We start from the raw sequence: 14,762 nt of genomic DNA on the forward strand, positions 1-14,762 counted from the left end.
ACGATCTTTTTTTTTCTGTATTACGCCGCCGCATTTCCACGGGCGTTACGCACACCCTCAGCCAATGCCGCACATAGACTCAATACCCCATCAATAGCCTGCTCCGGAGTATCGGCCGTCGCGATGTGGTCGATCAATGCCGAACCCACCACGACGCCATCGGCCAGACGCGCGATCGATGCGGCTTGCTCTGGAGTACGAATGCCAAAACCGATGCTGATCGGCAGATCAGTGTGGCGACGCAAACGCGCCACTGCTTCTTCCACGTGCTCCAAGGTCGCAGCGCCCGCACCGGTCACACCGGCGACCGACACGTAATAGACAAAACCGGAGCTGCCATTCAATACGGTCGGCAGACGCACATCATCGGTGGTCGGCGTGGTCAGGCGGATAAAGTCCAGCCCGGCGGCTTGTGCTGGCTCGCACAACTCGCCGTTATGCTCTGGTGGCAGGTCAACCACGATCAGGCCATCAACCCCGGACTCTTTGGCGTCAGCAATAAAACGCGCTACGCCATACATGTGAATCGGGTTGAAGTACCCCATTAGCACCAACGGCGTTTCGCTATTACCTTCACGAAACTCACGAACCATTTGCAGGGTTTTCGTCAGGTTTTGCTTGGCGGCCAATGCACGAATGTTAGCCAGCTGGATTGCCGGGCCGTCAGCCATTGGGTCGGTGAAGGGCATGCCCAGCTCGATCACATCAGCGCCAGCGCCGGGCAAGCCGTTGAGGATCGCCAGAGAAGTGTCATAACCGGGGTCGCCTGCGGTGACGAAGGTCACCAGGGCAGCGCGATTCTGTTCTTTGAGTTCGGCAAAACGTGTTTGCAGGCGGCTCATCAGTGTTTCTCCTGCTGGGAGCGCTCTTGTTGAGCCTGCTCCATGTGGTGCATGACGGTTTGCATGTCTTTGTCGCCGCGGCCGGACAGGTTGACCACCATCAAGTGTTCCTTCGGCAGATTCGGTGCCCGCTTGAACACTTCGGCCAAGGCATGGGCGCTTTCCAGTGCAGGAATAATCCCTTCGAGGCGGCAGCATTTGTGAAACGCATCGAGGGCTTCGTCGTCGGTCACCGAGGTGTATTGAACGCGACCGATGTCATGCAACCAGGCGTGTTCGGGTCCAATGCCCGGGTAATCGAGGCCAGCGGAAATCGAATGAGCGTCGATGATCTGGCCATCGTCGTCCTGCAGCAGGAACGTGCGGTTGCCGTGCAGCACACCCGGTACGCCGCCGTTCAGGCTGGCGGCGTGTTTGCCGGTTTCAATACCGTGGCCCGCTGCTTCGACACCGATGATCTCGACACTGTTGTCGTCGAGGAACGGGTGAAACAAGCCCATGGCGTTCGAGCCGCCACCGATGCAGGCGACCAGGCTGTCCGGCAGCCGACCTTCCTGAGCTTGCAGCTGGTCACGGGTCTCTTTGCCGATTACCGCCTGGAAGTCGCGGACCATGGCTGGATACGGATGCGGGCCAGCGACGGTACCGATCAGGTAGAACGTGCTGTCGACGTTGGTGACCCAATCGCGCAACGCTTCGTTCATCGCATCTTTCAGCGTGCCGGTGCCGGCAACAACAGGAATCACTTCAGCGCCCAGCAGCTTCATACGGAACACGTTGGCCTGTTGGCGCTCGATGTCCGTAGTGCCCATGTAGATCACGCAATCCAGACCAAAACGTGCGGCCACGGTGGCGGTTGCCACACCGTGCATGCCGGCACCGGTCTCGGCAATGATGCGTTTTTTGCCCATGCGCCGCGCCAGCAAAATCTGGCCAATGCAGTTATTGATCTTGTGCGCGCCGGTGTGATTGAGCTCTTCACGCTTGAGATAAATCTTCGCGCCGCCGCAGAACTCGGTCAGACGTTCGGCAAAATACAGAGGGCTTGGACGTCCGACATAATCACGCTGGAAGTAGGCCAATTCCTCTTTGAACGCCGGATCTTCCTTGGCCGCCTCGTATTCGCGAGCCAGTTCAAGGATCAACGGCATCAAGGTTTCGGCAACGTAGCGGCCGCCGAAATCGCCAAACAGGCCATTAACGTCGGGGCCGCTGCGCAGATTGGTCTGGGTCATGAGTCGCTCCAGTTGAATGCGTGAGAGAACAATGATCTAACTCTACCGCTGACGCCCTGCGCTGAAAACCGATAAGATCGCCACAACCTGTCAGGAAAACTCACAGATATCATGAGCCACGACCTTCCTCCGCTGAACGCCCTCCGCGCCTTTGAAGCCACTGCTCGCTTGAACAGCGTCAGTCAGGCCGCTGAACAGCTGCACGTTACTCATGGTGCGGTTAGCCGACAAATAAAGGTCCTTGAAGAACATCTTGGCGTGAGTCTTTTCATCAAGGAAGGACGCGGCCTTAAACTCACAGATGCAGGCGCTCGCCTGCGTGATGTCAGCACTGAGGCCTTCGAGCGACTGCGGACGGTGTGTGCCGAACTTACCCAGAGCACTGCTGATGCACCGTTCGTCCTTGGTTGCTCGGGTAGTCTGCTGGCCCGCTGGTTCATTCCGCGGCTGGGACGATTGAACGCGGATTTGCCGGACCTGCGCCTGCACCTGTCCGCCGGCGAAGGCGATCTCGACCCACGCCGCCCTGGCCTGGATGCATTACTGGTGTTCGCCGAGCCGCCCTGGCCGGCGGATATGCAAGTCTACGAACTGACCAGCGAACGCATTGGCCCGGTTATGAGCCCGCGTTATGCCGCCTATGAATCGCTGAAACAAGCGCCACCGAGCGCGCTGCTGGAAGAACCGTTATTGCACACCACTTCGCGCCCGCAGGCGTGGCCAAGCTGGGCACGGCAAAGCAACCTCGACGCCAATGCGTTGAAGTACGGCCAGGGTTTTGAGCATTTGTATTATTTGCTGGAAGCAGCGGTGGCGGGGCTTGGTGTAGCGATAGCGCCTGAGCCGTTAGTGGCCGAGGACTTGAAAGCCGGCCGCCTGGTTGCGCCTTGGGGTTTCAGTGAAACCCCGGCGCAACTGGCGTTGTGGCTGCCCAAGCGCGCCGCAGACGGGCGCGCTCGGCAATTGGCGCAGTGGTTAAAAAATGAGCTGCGCCAATCAGATCAGTTACCGCGCTTGCACAGCAAGTAGGCCGCCAGCAAACCGACTGCGCCGACTGCTACGCCGGCTGTAGTCCAAGGGTGCTCCTGAGCGTAATCGCGCGTCGCAATCCCGGTTTCACGGGTTTTGACTTTAACTTCTTCGTACGCATCGCTGAGCAGATGGCGCGAATGCTTCAGCGCGTTCTCGGCGTTGGTCTTCAAGACTTTGAGGGTTTTACGCGACTCGTCGGAAGCGTCGTCCTTCAGGTTTTCCAAAGACTTCAGCAGACTCTCGATCTCGGCTTCCATGCTTTGCAATGAGGCTTTACGTAAAGAAGTGTTGGCCATGGTGGCTCTCCTGCATTGGTGATGAGTGGCGTGTGTTGGTTGGGACTGCGGTGATTCGAGAAAGTGCAGTAAATCTGAACTTCCATGAAGGATTTACCCACTGAAGGAATAGGAAAAATCACTGCTAGGCTGTACTCAAACCCCGAGGAGAACGCTATGACCGATCACCACACCTACAAGAAAATCGAGCTCGTCGGCTCGTCCGTGAACAGCATCGAAGAAGCAATCAACAACGCGCTGGCGGAAGCCAACAAGTCCATCAAAAATATGGAATGGTTTGAAGTGACGGAGACCCGTGGGCACATCGAGAATGGCAAAGCTGCTCATTTTCAGGTCACACTCAAGGTCGGCTTCCGTATTGCCAGCAGCTGAGTTTGAGCTAGTCTTCTGAACTTGCGCGCTGGCCGAATGCCATAGGGAATGGCAAAGCGCTACATGAATACATCCGGCGGATCGTCGGATGTCCCTAATGATCCGACCAGGGAATGCGACTGATGAAGAATTTTGTTTTAGCGTTAGGTTTGTTGAGCCTTGCCGGAACGGCGTTGGCTGACGGCATACCGTGCGAAAAGTTAAAGGCCGAGATTGCCGCGAAAATTGATGCCAAAGGCGCATCGAACTACTCGCTGGACATCGTTGACAAAGGCACCGCTGCTGATGGGAAGGTCGTCGGCACCTGTGAGAAGGGCACCAAGGAAATCGTCTACAAGAGAGGCTGATTTCACGATTGTCTAAAAAAGCCGACGCATCACGTCGGCTTTTTTATGCCTGCGATTCAGCCCTTCATCACCTGCGCCAACAGCTCATACGAGCGCACGCGATCAGCATGCTCGTATAGATCGCTGGTGAAAATCAGCTCGTCAGCTTGGGTCTGCTCGATAAGAACGTCCAGCTTCGCGCGAATTTTCTCCGGGCTGCCCACCATCGCCAGGCCAAGGAAATCGCCCACCGCTTCCTTCTCGTGCGGCAACCACAGACCGTCCATGGTTTTTACCGGCGGACGCTGCACCAGGCTTTGCCCGCGCATGAGCGCGAGAATTCGCTGATAGGCCGACGTCGCCAGGTAATCCGCCTGCTCATCGGTGTCGGCCGCCACCAGCGGGACGCCGAGCATGACGTAAGGCTTATCCAGCACCGCTGAAGGCTTGAAGTGATTGCGGTAGACGCGAACGGCTTCATGCATGAAACGCGGCGCAAAATGTGAAGCGAACGCATAGGGCAAACCGCGCTGACCGGCGAGTTGTGCACTGAACAGGCTCGAGCCCAGCAACCAGACTGGCACATTGGTGTTGGTACCCGGCATGGCGATGACGCGCTGGTCCGGAGTTCGCGGGCCGAGGTAACGCATCAACTCCGCAACGTCTTCCGGAAAATCGTCAGCGCTGCCTGAACGTTCACGGCGCAGGGCGCGGGCCGTCATCTGATCGGAACCGGGCGCGCGACCCAGGCCCAGGTCGATTCGACCCGGGTACAGGCTTTCGAGAGTGCCGAACTGCTCGGCGATCACCAACGGCGCGTGGTTGGGCAGCATCACGCCGCCCGAGCCGACACGAATGGTTGAGGTGCCGCCGGCCAGGTAACCGAGCAACACCGAAGTCGCCGAACTGGCGATCCCGTCCATGTTGTGGTGCTCGGCTACCCAGAAGCGGTTGTAGCCGAACTTTTCGACACGCTGTGCCAGGTCAAGCGAGTTGCGCAAGGACTCCGCCGGGCTGCCATTTTCGCGTACGGGCACCAGATCAAGCGCTGAGAATTTGATATCGGACAGATGTTTCATAAGCCTGCTTCTCCAATTTGAGGACGCAGGTTTTTTCTTGTAAGCGAAAACCTGCCGAATCCATAAGCGTGCTCTATGCAATGAGGGCATATACCCGAGATTCAATAGCCAGGGCAAAATTTCCTACGAAAATGGTAGGACTAATCAGATCGGGTGAACTTTGCACCGCCGTCTATCCTCAGAACCCTAGCAACCGAAAATCATCAGGGTGCGACGCTTCGCGCCTGAACTCGAGGAGGCAGACATGGCTATTACCAAGAAAGCATCGGCGCATTGGGAAGGTGACCTGAAAACCGGCATCGGTTCCATTTCAACCGAAACCGGCGTCCTCAGAGAAGCGCCCTACGGCTTCAAGGCGCGTTTCGAAGGTGGCAAGGGTACAAACCCTGAAGAGCTGATCGGCGCTGCGCACGCAGGCTGTTTCTCGATGGCATTTTCGATGATCCTGGGCGACGCCGGCCTCAAGGCTGACAGCATCGACACCGACGCTGAAGTGACGCTGGACCAGGTCGAAGGTGGCTTCGCAATTACTGCGGTGAAGCTGATCCTGAAAGCCAGGATCCCTGGTGCAAGCCAGGCGCAATTTGAAGAGCTGAGCAACAAGGCCAAAGAAGGCTGCCCGGTTTCTAAAGTGTTGAACGCGAAGATCAGCCTGGATGCAACGCTGATCAGCTAAATCGCTTAGTTGCAACGCGCGATCGCAGCCTTCGACAGGCTGCGATTTTTTTGTCCTGAAACAAAACCCCGTTGGCGTCGCTGTGGTCCAATAAATGACAGCAGCTGAAGCGCACTTCCGTGCGTGCTGCATCAAGGAGCTTCAACCATGAAACGTTTTGCCCTGGCGGTTCTCTGCAGTGCGCTGGCAACGTCGGCTTTCGCGGCACCCAAAGACTGTGAAGAGCTCAGGAAAGAGATTGAAGTCGATATTCAGGCTAAAGCAGTGCCCTCTTACACGTTGGAAATCGTGTCGAAGGAAGAGGGTGAGAAGCACGATGTAGCCATGGTCGTTGGCAGCTGCGAAAACGGCACCAAACGCATCATCTATCAAAAAAACGAAGATTGAGGATCGGCTTCAGATGATGCAGTAGGCCTGCCGATCTTCTGCCACGATCTCCCGCTTGGAGTTGTACAGCCGAGCACTCGGGGTAAACGAAATCGACCGTCCTTCCAGCACATAGCGCTGGCCCGCTTCGAAATGATCGTAGTTGATGGTCAGGTAACACAACCGTTCCCTGGGGCTGCTCATCGTGCTCATGCCACCGCCACCGGGTACTTCAAAATCGAAGCGAACAATCAGCTCATGACTGCCGGGTGTGACCTGAAAGTAACGCCCGTCCTGCGTCCGCTGATTGTCCAGGCGCTCGGCCATCAGCAGTTTATCGTTCGGAAAAGGCGTTGAGAAATCGACCCACGCCATCTGCGGATTAACCGCCGGTAGTGGGCTTGTGCAGCCGGCCATCACACTGGCAGCGAGCAACAACGTCAACCTGCGCATGATAAATGTCCCGATGTCTGATCATTCAGCATAGCGCTGTTCAGGTACGTTGGCAGCCTGCCGGCGTGCCTTCGCCAATCACTTTTCGCTGTTGATCATAGAGCTTTGCCCACGGCCGAAAGCCGATGTTTCCCGCTTGCAGTTGGTACTTCTGCCCCGCGTTGAAATCGTTGAATTTCACGTTCAATTGGCAATCGCGCCACAGAGGCTGGGCGTCAGGACCAATGTTGGTCGGCTGCACCGGGAATTGATAGCGCACCGTCAACTCATGGCTGCCGGGCTGTACTTCGAAATAGCGTTTGTCGGTGGAGGCCTTATCGTCGACCTCCATAGCCTGCAGCGCGGTGTCTTCCTGCTGCGGGTGCAGGTCGATCCAGGCTTGGGCCGGGTCTTGTTCAGGCAAACCAAAACCAGCGCAGCCAGTCAGCATTAATAAGCCGCTCGTCAGCATCATCTTACGCATAGCGGAGCTCCAGTCAGGCGGGATAGTCTTGCGAGCAGACTTTCCAGGGATGATTTTATTTTGATCAGGCCGCTTCCAAGCCTTGGGTTACTTGATCGCGTTTTGCGCATTTTGTTTCCGGGCGTGATGTTTTTGTTGCTCAGTGGGTGCACCAGCGTCAGCTATTACGGCCAATTGGTCAGTGGCCAGCTGCGGTTGCTGAACGCTCGCGTGCCGGTCGCACAAGTGATCGCCGATCCTTCGCGCGATGAGAAGCTGCGCAACCATCTCGCCCAATCGCAAAAAGCCCGGACATTTGCCAGCCAGCATCTGCATCTGCCGGACAACCAGAGTTACAGACTGTATGCCGACATCGATCGGCGTTACGTAGTCTGGAATGTCTTCGCCACGCCGGAATTTTCCCTGGCACCACAAAACCATTGTTTTCCCATCGCCGGCTGCGTCGCTTATCGCGGTTACTACAACCAAGGCGCGGCACGAGGCGCGGCGGCAGTCATGCAGTTGCAAGGTATGGACGTGTCGGTTGGCGGCGTCGAGGCTTATTCGACGCTCGGGTGGTTCAATGATCCGATCATGAGTTCGATGATGGGCTGGGGAGACGAAAGGCTGGCGACGTTGATCTTTCATGAACTGGCGCACCAGCGCCTTTATGTGAAGGACGACACCGAGTTCAACGAGTCTTTCGCCACGTTTGTCGAGCAGGAAGGTACGCGGCAGTGGCGGGCGATTCGTGAGCTGCCGCCTGAAGACAACGCCCGGGCCCAGCAGCGGGAACAGTTTATTCAGCTGGTTCTGGACACCCGCTCGCGGCTGGAACGGTTGTATGCCCAGCCTCTGACTGTGGAAGAAATGCGCGCGCGTAAAGGCGCTGAATTTGAACGACTGCGTACCGAGTACCGGCAGTTGCGCGACAGCCGATGGGCGGGAGACAAACGTTATGACGCCTGGATCTACGCACCGATGAACAATGCCCGGTTGCTGCCGTTTGGTTTGTACGATCAATGGGTACCGGCATTTGCTGCGTTGTTTCGGCAGGCAGGCGGGGACTGGGTGAGGTTTTATGCGGCAGCTGAGAAGCTCGCGGAGTTGCCGGTTGTGGAGCGCAAAGCAGCACTGAAGGTGTTGGCAGAGGCGAAGATTTGAGGTGATCCAGCGATCGCGCGGGCAAGCCTTGCTCCCACAGATATCATCGTTCACAACATCGCCTGCTATGCGACCTGTGGGAGCAGGTGGAGCGGCACTCCGACTTGCCCGCAATGGCGCCCTACCACCAAATCGCAAACCAAAGACCGCGCCGCCGAAGGTGAATTCGTTAACTCCGTAAAAACGCCCGATGCATCTCATCCAGCGTCTCGAAATGATACGTCGGCAGTTCCGCGCACAGCTCTTCCCGGCTGCCAAACCCGTAACCCACCGCAGCGGCATGCAGCCCGTTGCTACGGGCGCCGATCAGGTCGTGTTTGCGATCGCCGACCATCAGCGTATTGGCCGGGTCGAGGTTTTCTTCAGCCATCAGATGCGCTATCAGCTCGACTTTGTTGGTGCGGGTACCATCCAGTTCGCTGCCGTAGATCACCTTGAAATGTTTGGCGAAGTCGAAGTGTCGGGCGATTTCCCTGGCAAATACCCACGGCTTGGACGTGGCGATATACAGCTGTCGCCCTTGACCGCCGAGGGTTTCCAGCAGTGGCGTGACGCCATCGAACACACGGTTTTCATACAGTCCGGTGACTTTGAAGCGCTCGCGGTAGAAGTTCACCGCTTGCCAGGCCTTCGCTTCATCGAAGTCATAGAACTGCATGAACGCCTGCAATAACGGCGGGCCGATGAAGTGCTCAAGTCGGGTCAGGTCCGGCTCATCGATCCCCAGCTTGCTCAAGGCAAACTGGATCGAACGGGTGATGCCCTCACGCGGGTCGGTCAGCGTGCCATCGAGGTCGAACAAAATCGTTTGGTAATGCATGAAAATTCCTGGCCTGTGGCGGGATGATTCAATCTTTGTCGTAGCCTTCGGCCAGATGCAGATCCTTTAACTTCACGTAATTCGCCGCGCTGTAGGTGAAAAAGGCTTTTTCCTTGTCGGTCAGCGGGCGGATCAGTTTGACCGGACTGCCGACATAGAGAAATCCGCTGTCCAGACGCTTGCCCGGCGGCACCAGGCTGCCGGCACCGATGATCACATCGTCGGCGATCACTGCACCGTCCATGACGATGCTGCCCATGCCGATCAACACCCGGCTGCCGACGCTGCAACCGTGCAGCATGACCTTGTGAGCGATGGTCACGTCATCACCGATCAGACAGGCAAAGCCATCGGGGTTGAACGGACCGGCGTGAGTGATATGCAGCACGCAGCCATCCTGCACGCTGGTGCGGGCGCCAATGCGGATACGGTGCATGTCGCCACGGATCACTGTGAGCGGCCATACTGAGCTGTCTTCGCCGATTTCGACGTCGCCGATTACCACCGCCGAGCTGTCGACAAAAGCGCCTTTGCCCAGTAGCGGCGTGTGATTCTGATACTTGCGAAGGGTCACGATAGGCTCTCTCTCTTTTGCTGATAGCTGCGGTGAGCGTCGATTGTAATTAAGATGGGCGCATGTTTCTTCCAGCCAAGGTGCCAAACGTGAGCGTGAACAACCCTCTTTTGCAGTCCTACGACCTGCCGCCGTTCTCGGCGATCCGGGCCGAACACGTGCAACCGGCGATTGAACAGATCCTGGCTGACAACCGCGCCGCCATTATCGAAATCCTCAAAACCCAGGGCAAACAACCGACCTGGGCCGGCCTGGTGCTGGCGATGGACGAACTCAATGATCGACTGGGCGCGGCCTGGAGCCCGGTCAGTCACTTGAATGCCGTGTGCAACAGCGCCGAATTGCGCGAAGCTTACGAGTCGTGCCTGCCGGCCCTGAGCGCCTACTCGACCGAGATGGGCCAGAACCGCGAGCTGTTCCAGGCCTTCGAAGCCTTGGCAAACAGCCCGGAAGCCGCCAGTTTCGACGTGGCGCAAAAAACTATTCTGGAGCACTCGCTGCGCGACTTCCGTTTGTCGGGTATCGATCTTCCGCCTGCCGAGCAGCAGCGCTACGCCGAGGTCCAAAGCAAATTGTCCGAGCTGGGCAGCCGCTTCTCCAATCAGCTGCTTGACGCCACGCAAGCCTGGACCAAACACGTTGCCGATGAAACCGTCCTCGCCGGCCTGACCGATTCGGCCAAAGCGCAGATGGCTGCGGCGGCACAGGCCAAAGGCCTCGACGGCTTCCTCATTACCCTGGAATTTCCGAGCTACTACGCGGTGATGACCTATGCCCAGGACCGCGCCCTGCGTGAAGAAGTGTACGCGGCCTACTGCACCCGCGCCTCGGACCAAGGCCCGAACGCCGGTCAGAATGACAACGGCCCAATCATGGAAGAGATCCTCGACCTGCGTCAGGAGCTGGCAAAACTGCTGGGTTTCGCCAGTTTTTCAGAGCTGAGCCTGGCCACCAAAATGGCTGAATCCAGCGATCAGGTGCTGACCTTCCTGCGTGATCTGGCCAAGCGCAGCAAGCCATTCGCTGCACAGGACCTGGCGCAACTGAAAGCCTACGCGGCCGAACAAGGCTGCCCGGACCTGCAAAGCTGGGACAGCGGTTTCTATGGGGAGAAGTTGCGCGAACAGCGCTACAGCGTTGCCCAGGAAGCCCTTCGCGCCTACTTCCCGATCGATAAAGTGCTGAGCGGCCTGTTCGCCATCGTCCAGCGCCTGTACGGCATCGAAATCGCTGAACAGAAAGGCTTCGACACCTGGCACCCGGACGTTCGCCTGTTCGAAATCAAGGAAAATGGCCAGCACGTCGGCCGTTTCTTCTTCGATCTCTACGCCCGCGCCAACAAACGCGGCGGTGCCTGGATGGACGGCGCCCGTGACCGTCGCCGTACCGCTGACGGCGTGCTGCAAAGCCCGGTGGCCAATCTGGTGTGCAACTTCACCCCGGCCGACAGCGGCAAACCTGCGCTGCTGACCCACGATGAAGTCACTACCCTGTTCCACGAATTCGGGCACGGCCTGCACCACTTGCTGACTCGCGTCGATCACGCCGGCGTGTCCGGCATCAACGGTGTGGCTTGGGATGCGGTCGAGCTGCCGAGCCAGTTCATGGAAAACTGGTGCTGGGAGCCTGAAGGCCTGGCACTGATTTCCGGCCATTACGAAACCGGCGAGCCGCTGCCGCAGGATCTGTTGGAAAAAATGCTCGCGGCAAAAAACTTCCAGTCCGGCCTGATGATGGTGCGCCAACTGGAATTCTCGCTGTTCGACTTCGAACTGCACGCCACCCGCGGCGATGGCCGTAGCCCCCTGCAAGTGCTCGAAGGCGTGCGCGACGAAGTCTCGGTGATGCGTCCGCCAGCCTACAACCGTTTCCCGAACAGCTTCGCGCACATCTTCGCCGGGGGTTACGCAGCGGGTTACTACAGCTATAAATGGGCTGAAGTGCTGTCGGCCGACGCCTTTTCAAAATTTGAAGAGGACGGCGTGCTCAATGCCGAAACCGGCCGCGCATTCCGTGAAGCGATCCTCGCGCGCGGGGGCTCCCAAGAGCCGATGGTGCTGTTCGTCGACTTCCGTGGCCGTGCGCCATCGATTGACGCACTCTTGCGTCATAGCGGCCTGAGTGAGGACGCCGCAGCATGAGTGAGGGGCCAGTGATCACAAAAAAACGCTTCATCGCCGGGGCCGTATGCCCGGCGTGCAGCGAGCCGGACAAGTTGCGGATGTGGAGCGAAGATGACGTTCCGCACCGTGAGTGTGTGGCCTGCGGGTATGCCGACACGCTGAATGAACAAGGTCTGTCGGTGCCGAAGGAATTGGGCACCCGGGTCAATACGTCAGCGTTGAAAGCGCCGGATACAAAAGTGCAGGCTGTGCAGTTCTTCCCCAATCCAAAGTTGAAGAAAAAACCAGAGTAAAATCTGCCACCTCTCTCGCCTGAACAGCGCGAGAGGTGGTAACTATGTACCGCCCTTCCCCTGCACTTCCTGAATAGGCTGACCGATCAGCCCTCATTCAAGGAAGACAGCATGACCCTCACCAATCCGCTTTTACAGAAATGGACACTGCCGCCCTGGACTTCCATCCGCGCCGAGCATCTTGTGCCGGCCATCGAAGCAATCATTGCGGACAATCGTCAGGCCCTCGCCGACATCATCGCCAGCCAAAGCATTTTTCCAACCTGGGACGATCTGGTGATTGCCGTCGACGAAACGGATGCACGTCTGGCCGAGACCATGGCCGTGATCGACACACTCGACGGGGTTAACGTCGACGACGAAGCCTGGCAGACGGCGAGCAACTGGAGTCGCAACGCCGCTATGCGATACACATCCGAAAAGATGAACAACAGGGCGTTGTTCGAGACTTATCAACGGCTGGCAAATAGTCCGATTGCGCTCAATTTCGATGAGCCTCGTCAGGCTGTGCTACGCAAGATCCTGCGCAAGTTTCAAATGTCCGGCATCGATCTGAATAACGAACAACAGCAAGTACTGGCGCGCACCAATGATGCTATCGGTGCGTTCGAGGGCCTGTTCATCGCGAAACTGGATATTGCCACGCAAGCCTGGGATAAACGCTTCGATGACGAAGCGCCACTCAACGGCTTGTCCCTGGCCATGAAAGCGAGCCTTGCTCTCAATGCGCAACAGGCTGGCCACGCCGGATGGCTGATGCGGCTGGACCAGAACACTTACCAGCACGTGATGACCCACGCCGAGGACCGAGCACTTCGCGAGGAATACTTCATCGCCTACACGACCCGGGCCTCGGATCAAGGTCCCCACGCAGGCCAGTACGATAACGGTCCGGCGCTGGAATCGTTAATGGACCTGCGCCAACGTAAAGCCCGACTGCTGGGGTACGCAAACTTTGCGCAACTGGGTCTGGCAACAAAAATGGCCGCGTCCGAAGCGCACGTCAGCGCCTTCCTGCGCCAGCAAATCGCATTGGTAACAGCGGATCTCGAAAGCGATGTTCAAGCACTCAAGGCTTTCGCCATTGAGCATGAAATTGCCGATATTCAGCCGTGGGATCGCGCTTTCCTTGCCGAAAAGTTGCGCCGCCACACGCATGACGGTGCGCTGAAAAACCTGAAATCGTACTTTCCGCTCGATGGAACATTGCGACGGTTGTGCCTGTTCGGCGAGCGGATGTTCGGGATCAAAATTGTCGAGCAGAAAGCGTTCAATCAATGGCACGAAAATGTTCGACTGTTCGAAATCAGCGAACATGATCGCGTGGTTGGGTATATCTATCTTGATCCTTTCCATCGAGTAGGGTCCACGGACTATGCGTGGACCGCCACGCTACGAAACAGGCATCGCGACGCTGAAGGGCAAGTGGCGCTACCCATAGCCGTTCTTTATGGAAACTTCACTGAGGGCGTGGCTGACATGCCCTGTCTACTCGTGCATCAGGATCTGCGCGTGCTTTTCCATGAGTTTGGCCATTGCCTGCAGCATGTGCTGACGCGCACTCCCCATTTCACCCTATCGGGAATCTCCGAATTCGCCCGGGACGGCGCCGAATTCACTGGGCAGATGTTTGAACTCTGGTGTCAGTCGAAAGAGTTTTTGCTATGGATCGCGGCCGAGTATCAGACCGGAGCGCGTTTAGGCGATCAGCGGGTGGAACGGGCACTGGTTGCTACTCAAGCTCAGACCAGTTGGCAAACCGCAGAGCTGTTGATGAGCGCGCTCTTCGACTTTGAATTGCATCGCTGCCACGGCGATGGCCGCAGCGTGCAGCAGGTGTTTGACGACATTCAAAAAGAAATCCCGCACCTGCAACTGCCGAGCTATTGCCGGTTCGCCAACAGCTTCGACTACATGGTGACGGGTTACGAGGCATCGGTTTATGCCTATAAGTGGTCAGGGGTATTGGCAACTGAAGCCTTCAAACGGTTTCAACGAGACGGTGTATTCCATGTGGCAACGGGTAAGGCCTTTCGAGAGGCCGTCTTTACACCGGGTGATGCGCGCTCTCTGCTAACTTCGCTTGAAGTGTTCCTTGAACGTCCGATTGACCAGGATGTTTTCCCACGCCTTGATTAATTGAACGCGTGTAAATGCCGCGCCTTACTTTGGCATTAACCAAGTACACCTGAATGATGATCCATTCAGGTGTACTTATGAATCACGGATTCACAATGCTGGAATACGCTTTTGCCAGTGCCAGCAGTTTTGCCTTGTCGTCATTGTCGATATCGCCGTCTCCATCAACATCGCTACTGACCGATTTGATACTGAAAGAACGCCCGCCATCATTGGAAACCGCATCGACGTAGACCGAGTCCACCAGTACATCCGTCACTGCGCCGGCCTCCGCATCCCAGCCTGATTCCTTACGGCCCAGTTGCATGGATACTCGTGCCTCCCGCGGGTTGGTAATAGTTGGAGCCAACAACTGCAGAAAGATACCGCGCTGATTAAAAAACGACATGATTAAATTCCATTTAAACTAGTAATTAATGTTAAGTAGTACCGACCGGATACTACTAAGCCTTAATCAGCAAGTGCTATTCGTTATATGTTTCCCGGCATTGCTTCAAGTTGAACCAGATTGAAGTACTGGCAGCAGGCGC

At 57.1% G+C, this 14,762-nt stretch carries 18 protein-coding genes; 9 read left to right on the forward strand and 9 right to left on the reverse strand.

What is annotated here, in order from left to right:
- Positions 1-20: 20 nt before the first annotated feature.
- A complete protein-coding gene (trpA, locus tag DU29_RS0100065; RefSeq protein WP_028619844.1) occupies positions 21-842 on the reverse strand; it encodes a tryptophan synthase subunit alpha in 822 nt (273 codons plus the stop codon).
- Positions 842-2,077 (reverse strand): tryptophan synthase subunit beta, encoded by a 1,236-nt coding sequence (gene trpB / locus DU29_RS0100070; RefSeq protein ID WP_028619845.1) that lies wholly within the window; start codon positions 2,075-2,077, stop codon positions 842-844. The genes trpA and trpB overlap by 1 nt, the downstream gene beginning before the upstream one ends.
- A 111-nt stretch (positions 2,078-2,188) precedes the next feature.
- On the opposite strand from trpB, the gene DU29_RS0100075 reads away from it, so the two are divergent.
- Positions 2,189-3,106 (forward strand): LysR family transcriptional regulator, encoded by a 918-nt coding sequence (locus DU29_RS0100075; RefSeq protein WP_028619846.1) that lies wholly within the window; start codon positions 2,189-2,191, stop codon positions 3,104-3,106.
- On the opposite strand, the gene DU29_RS0100080 is transcribed toward DU29_RS0100075, so the two are convergent.
- A complete protein-coding gene (locus DU29_RS0100080) occupies positions 3,079-3,405 on the reverse strand; it encodes a DUF883 family protein (protein WP_028619847.1) in 327 nt (108 codons plus the stop codon). The two genes, DU29_RS0100075 and DU29_RS0100080, sit on opposite strands and share 28 nt — an antisense overlap.
- A gap of 156 nt (positions 3,406-3,561) precedes the next feature.
- On the opposite strand from DU29_RS0100080, the gene DU29_RS0100085 reads away from it, so the two are divergent.
- The gene (locus DU29_RS0100085) at positions 3,562-3,777 is read left to right on the forward strand and encodes a dodecin (RefSeq protein ID WP_028619848.1); all 216 of its coding nucleotides are present in this window, start codon (positions 3,562-3,564) and stop codon (positions 3,775-3,777) included.
- 122 nt (positions 3,778-3,899) lie between these two features.
- Positions 3,900-4,124 (forward strand): DUF1161 domain-containing protein, encoded by a 225-nt coding sequence (locus tag DU29_RS0100090; protein WP_028619849.1) that lies wholly within the window; start codon positions 3,900-3,902, stop codon positions 4,122-4,124.
- Between the two features lie 56 nt (positions 4,125-4,180).
- On the opposite strand, the gene DU29_RS0100095 is transcribed toward DU29_RS0100090, so the two are convergent.
- Entirely contained in the window at positions 4,181-5,182 is a 1,002-nt protein-coding gene (locus DU29_RS0100095; protein ID WP_028619850.1) for an LLM class flavin-dependent oxidoreductase, read from the reverse strand.
- Between the two features lie 244 nt (positions 5,183-5,426).
- Here DU29_RS0100095 and DU29_RS0100100 point away from each other — a divergent pair, with 244 nt between their 5' ends.
- Entirely contained in the window at positions 5,427-5,858 is a 432-nt protein-coding gene (locus DU29_RS0100100; protein WP_028619851.1) for an OsmC family protein, read from the forward strand.
- A gap of 147 nt (positions 5,859-6,005) precedes the next feature.
- Positions 6,006-6,245, forward strand: a complete 240-nt coding sequence (locus tag DU29_RS0100105) for a DUF1161 domain-containing protein (RefSeq protein WP_028619852.1) — start codon at positions 6,006-6,008, stop codon at positions 6,243-6,245.
- A gap of 9 nt (positions 6,246-6,254) precedes the next feature.
- On the opposite strand, the gene DU29_RS0100110 is transcribed toward DU29_RS0100105, so the two are convergent.
- Both DU29_RS0100110 and DU29_RS0100115 read right to left on the reverse strand, forming a co-directional pair.
- Positions 6,255-6,677: a PA0061/PA0062 family lipoprotein gene (locus DU29_RS0100110; RefSeq protein WP_028619853.1), complete on the reverse strand. Its 423-nt coding sequence runs from the start codon at positions 6,675-6,677 to the stop codon at positions 6,255-6,257.
- Positions 6,678-6,717: 40 nt separating this feature from the next.
- Positions 6,718-7,140, reverse strand: coding sequence for a PA0061/PA0062 family lipoprotein (locus DU29_RS0100115; protein WP_028619854.1), 423 nt, complete (start codon positions 7,138-7,140; stop codon positions 6,718-6,720).
- Positions 7,141-7,200: 60 nt separating this feature from the next.
- Between DU29_RS0100115 and DU29_RS0100120 the strand changes: the two genes are divergently transcribed.
- Positions 7,201-8,283: an aminopeptidase gene (locus DU29_RS0100120; RefSeq protein WP_028619855.1), complete on the forward strand. Its 1,083-nt coding sequence runs from the start codon at positions 7,201-7,203 to the stop codon at positions 8,281-8,283.
- 169 nt (positions 8,284-8,452) lie between these two features.
- On the opposite strand, the gene DU29_RS0100125 is transcribed toward DU29_RS0100120, so the two are convergent.
- Together DU29_RS0100125 and DU29_RS0100130 are read right to left on the reverse strand one after the other, a co-directional pair.
- Entirely contained in the window at positions 8,453-9,103 is a 651-nt protein-coding gene (locus DU29_RS0100125) for an HAD family hydrolase (protein ID WP_028619856.1), read from the reverse strand.
- A gap of 28 nt (positions 9,104-9,131) precedes the next feature.
- Positions 9,132-9,677 (reverse strand): gamma carbonic anhydrase family protein, encoded by a 546-nt coding sequence (locus DU29_RS0100130; protein ID WP_028619857.1) that lies wholly within the window; start codon positions 9,675-9,677, stop codon positions 9,132-9,134.
- Positions 9,678-9,739: 62 nt separating this feature from the next.
- Here DU29_RS0100130 and prlC point away from each other — a divergent pair, with 62 nt between their 5' ends.
- The 3 genes from prlC to DU29_RS0100145 all read left to right on the forward strand — a co-directional run bounded on the left by prlC (position 9,740) and on the right by DU29_RS0100145 (position 14,232).
- Positions 9,740-11,818 (forward strand): oligopeptidase A, encoded by a 2,079-nt coding sequence (gene prlC / locus DU29_RS0100135; protein WP_177326930.1) that lies wholly within the window; start codon positions 9,740-9,742, stop codon positions 11,816-11,818.
- On the forward strand, positions 11,815-12,093 hold the full coding sequence (locus DU29_RS0100140; RefSeq protein WP_028619859.1) for a YheV family putative zinc ribbon protein: 279 nt from the start codon (positions 11,815-11,817) through the stop codon (positions 12,091-12,093). The genes prlC and DU29_RS0100140 overlap by 4 nt, the downstream gene beginning before the upstream one ends.
- Before the next feature lie 111 nt (positions 12,094-12,204).
- Positions 12,205-14,232 carry a M3 family metallopeptidase gene (locus DU29_RS0100145; protein ID WP_028619860.1) on the forward strand — a complete coding sequence of 676 codons (2,028 nt, stop codon included), beginning with the start codon at positions 12,205-12,207 and terminating at the stop codon, positions 14,230-14,232.
- 82 nt (positions 14,233-14,314) lie between these two features.
- On the opposite strand, the gene DU29_RS0100150 is transcribed toward DU29_RS0100145, so the two are convergent.
- On the reverse strand, positions 14,315-14,620 hold the full coding sequence (locus tag DU29_RS0100150; RefSeq protein WP_028619861.1) for a hypothetical protein: 306 nt from the start codon (positions 14,618-14,620) through the stop codon (positions 14,315-14,317).
- Positions 14,621-14,762 lie beyond the last annotated feature (142 nt).

It is taken from the genome of Pseudomonas sp. Ant30-3, assembly GCF_000690905.1.
Lineage (GTDB): Bacteria > Pseudomonadota > Gammaproteobacteria > Pseudomonadales > Pseudomonadaceae > Aquipseudomonas.

Excerpts from the sequence above, each read along its gene's own strand:
- DU29_RS0100145 (WP_028619860.1), top strand. The coding sequence starts at position 12,205 with ATGACCCTCACCAATCCGCTTTTACAGAAATGGACACTGCCGCCCTGG.
- prlC (WP_177326930.1), top strand. The coding sequence starts at position 9,740 with ATGTTTCTTCCAGCCAAGGTGCCAAACGTGAGCGTGAACAACCCTCTT.
- DU29_RS0100100 (WP_028619851.1), top strand. The coding sequence starts at position 5,427 with ATGGCTATTACCAAGAAAGCATCGGCGCATTGGGAAGGTGACCTGAAA.
- DU29_RS0100140 (WP_028619859.1), top strand. The coding sequence starts at position 11,815 with ATGAGTGAGGGGCCAGTGATCACAAAAAAACGCTTCATCGCCGGGGCC.
- trpB (WP_028619845.1), bottom strand. The coding sequence starts at position 2,077 with ATGACCCAGACCAATCTGCGCAGCGGCCCCGACGTTAATGGCCTGTTT.
- DU29_RS0100125 (WP_028619856.1), bottom strand. The coding sequence starts at position 9,103 with ATGCATTACCAAACGATTTTGTTCGACCTCGATGGCACGCTGACCGAC.
- trpA (WP_028619844.1), bottom strand. The coding sequence starts at position 842 with ATGAGCCGCCTGCAAACACGTTTTGCCGAACTCAAAGAACAGAATCGC.
- DU29_RS0100080 (WP_028619847.1), bottom strand. The coding sequence starts at position 3,405 with ATGGCCAACACTTCTTTACGTAAAGCCTCATTGCAAAGCATGGAAGCC.
- DU29_RS0100115 (WP_028619854.1), bottom strand. The coding sequence starts at position 7,140 with ATGCGTAAGATGATGCTGACGAGCGGCTTATTAATGCTGACTGGCTGC.
- DU29_RS0100085 (WP_028619848.1), top strand. The coding sequence starts at position 3,562 with ATGACCGATCACCACACCTACAAGAAAATCGAGCTCGTCGGCTCGTCC.
- DU29_RS0100150 (WP_028619861.1), bottom strand. The coding sequence starts at position 14,620 with ATGTCGTTTTTTAATCAGCGCGGTATCTTTCTGCAGTTGTTGGCTCCA.
- DU29_RS0100095 (WP_028619850.1), bottom strand. The coding sequence starts at position 5,182 with ATGAAACATCTGTCCGATATCAAATTCTCAGCGCTTGATCTGGTGCCC.
- DU29_RS0100090 (WP_028619849.1), top strand. The coding sequence starts at position 3,900 with ATGAAGAATTTTGTTTTAGCGTTAGGTTTGTTGAGCCTTGCCGGAACG.
- DU29_RS0100110 (WP_028619853.1), bottom strand. The coding sequence starts at position 6,677 with ATGCGCAGGTTGACGTTGTTGCTCGCTGCCAGTGTGATGGCCGGCTGC.
- DU29_RS0100075 (WP_028619846.1), top strand. The coding sequence starts at position 2,189 with ATGAGCCACGACCTTCCTCCGCTGAACGCCCTCCGCGCCTTTGAAGCC.
- DU29_RS0100105 (WP_028619852.1), top strand. The coding sequence starts at position 6,006 with ATGAAACGTTTTGCCCTGGCGGTTCTCTGCAGTGCGCTGGCAACGTCG.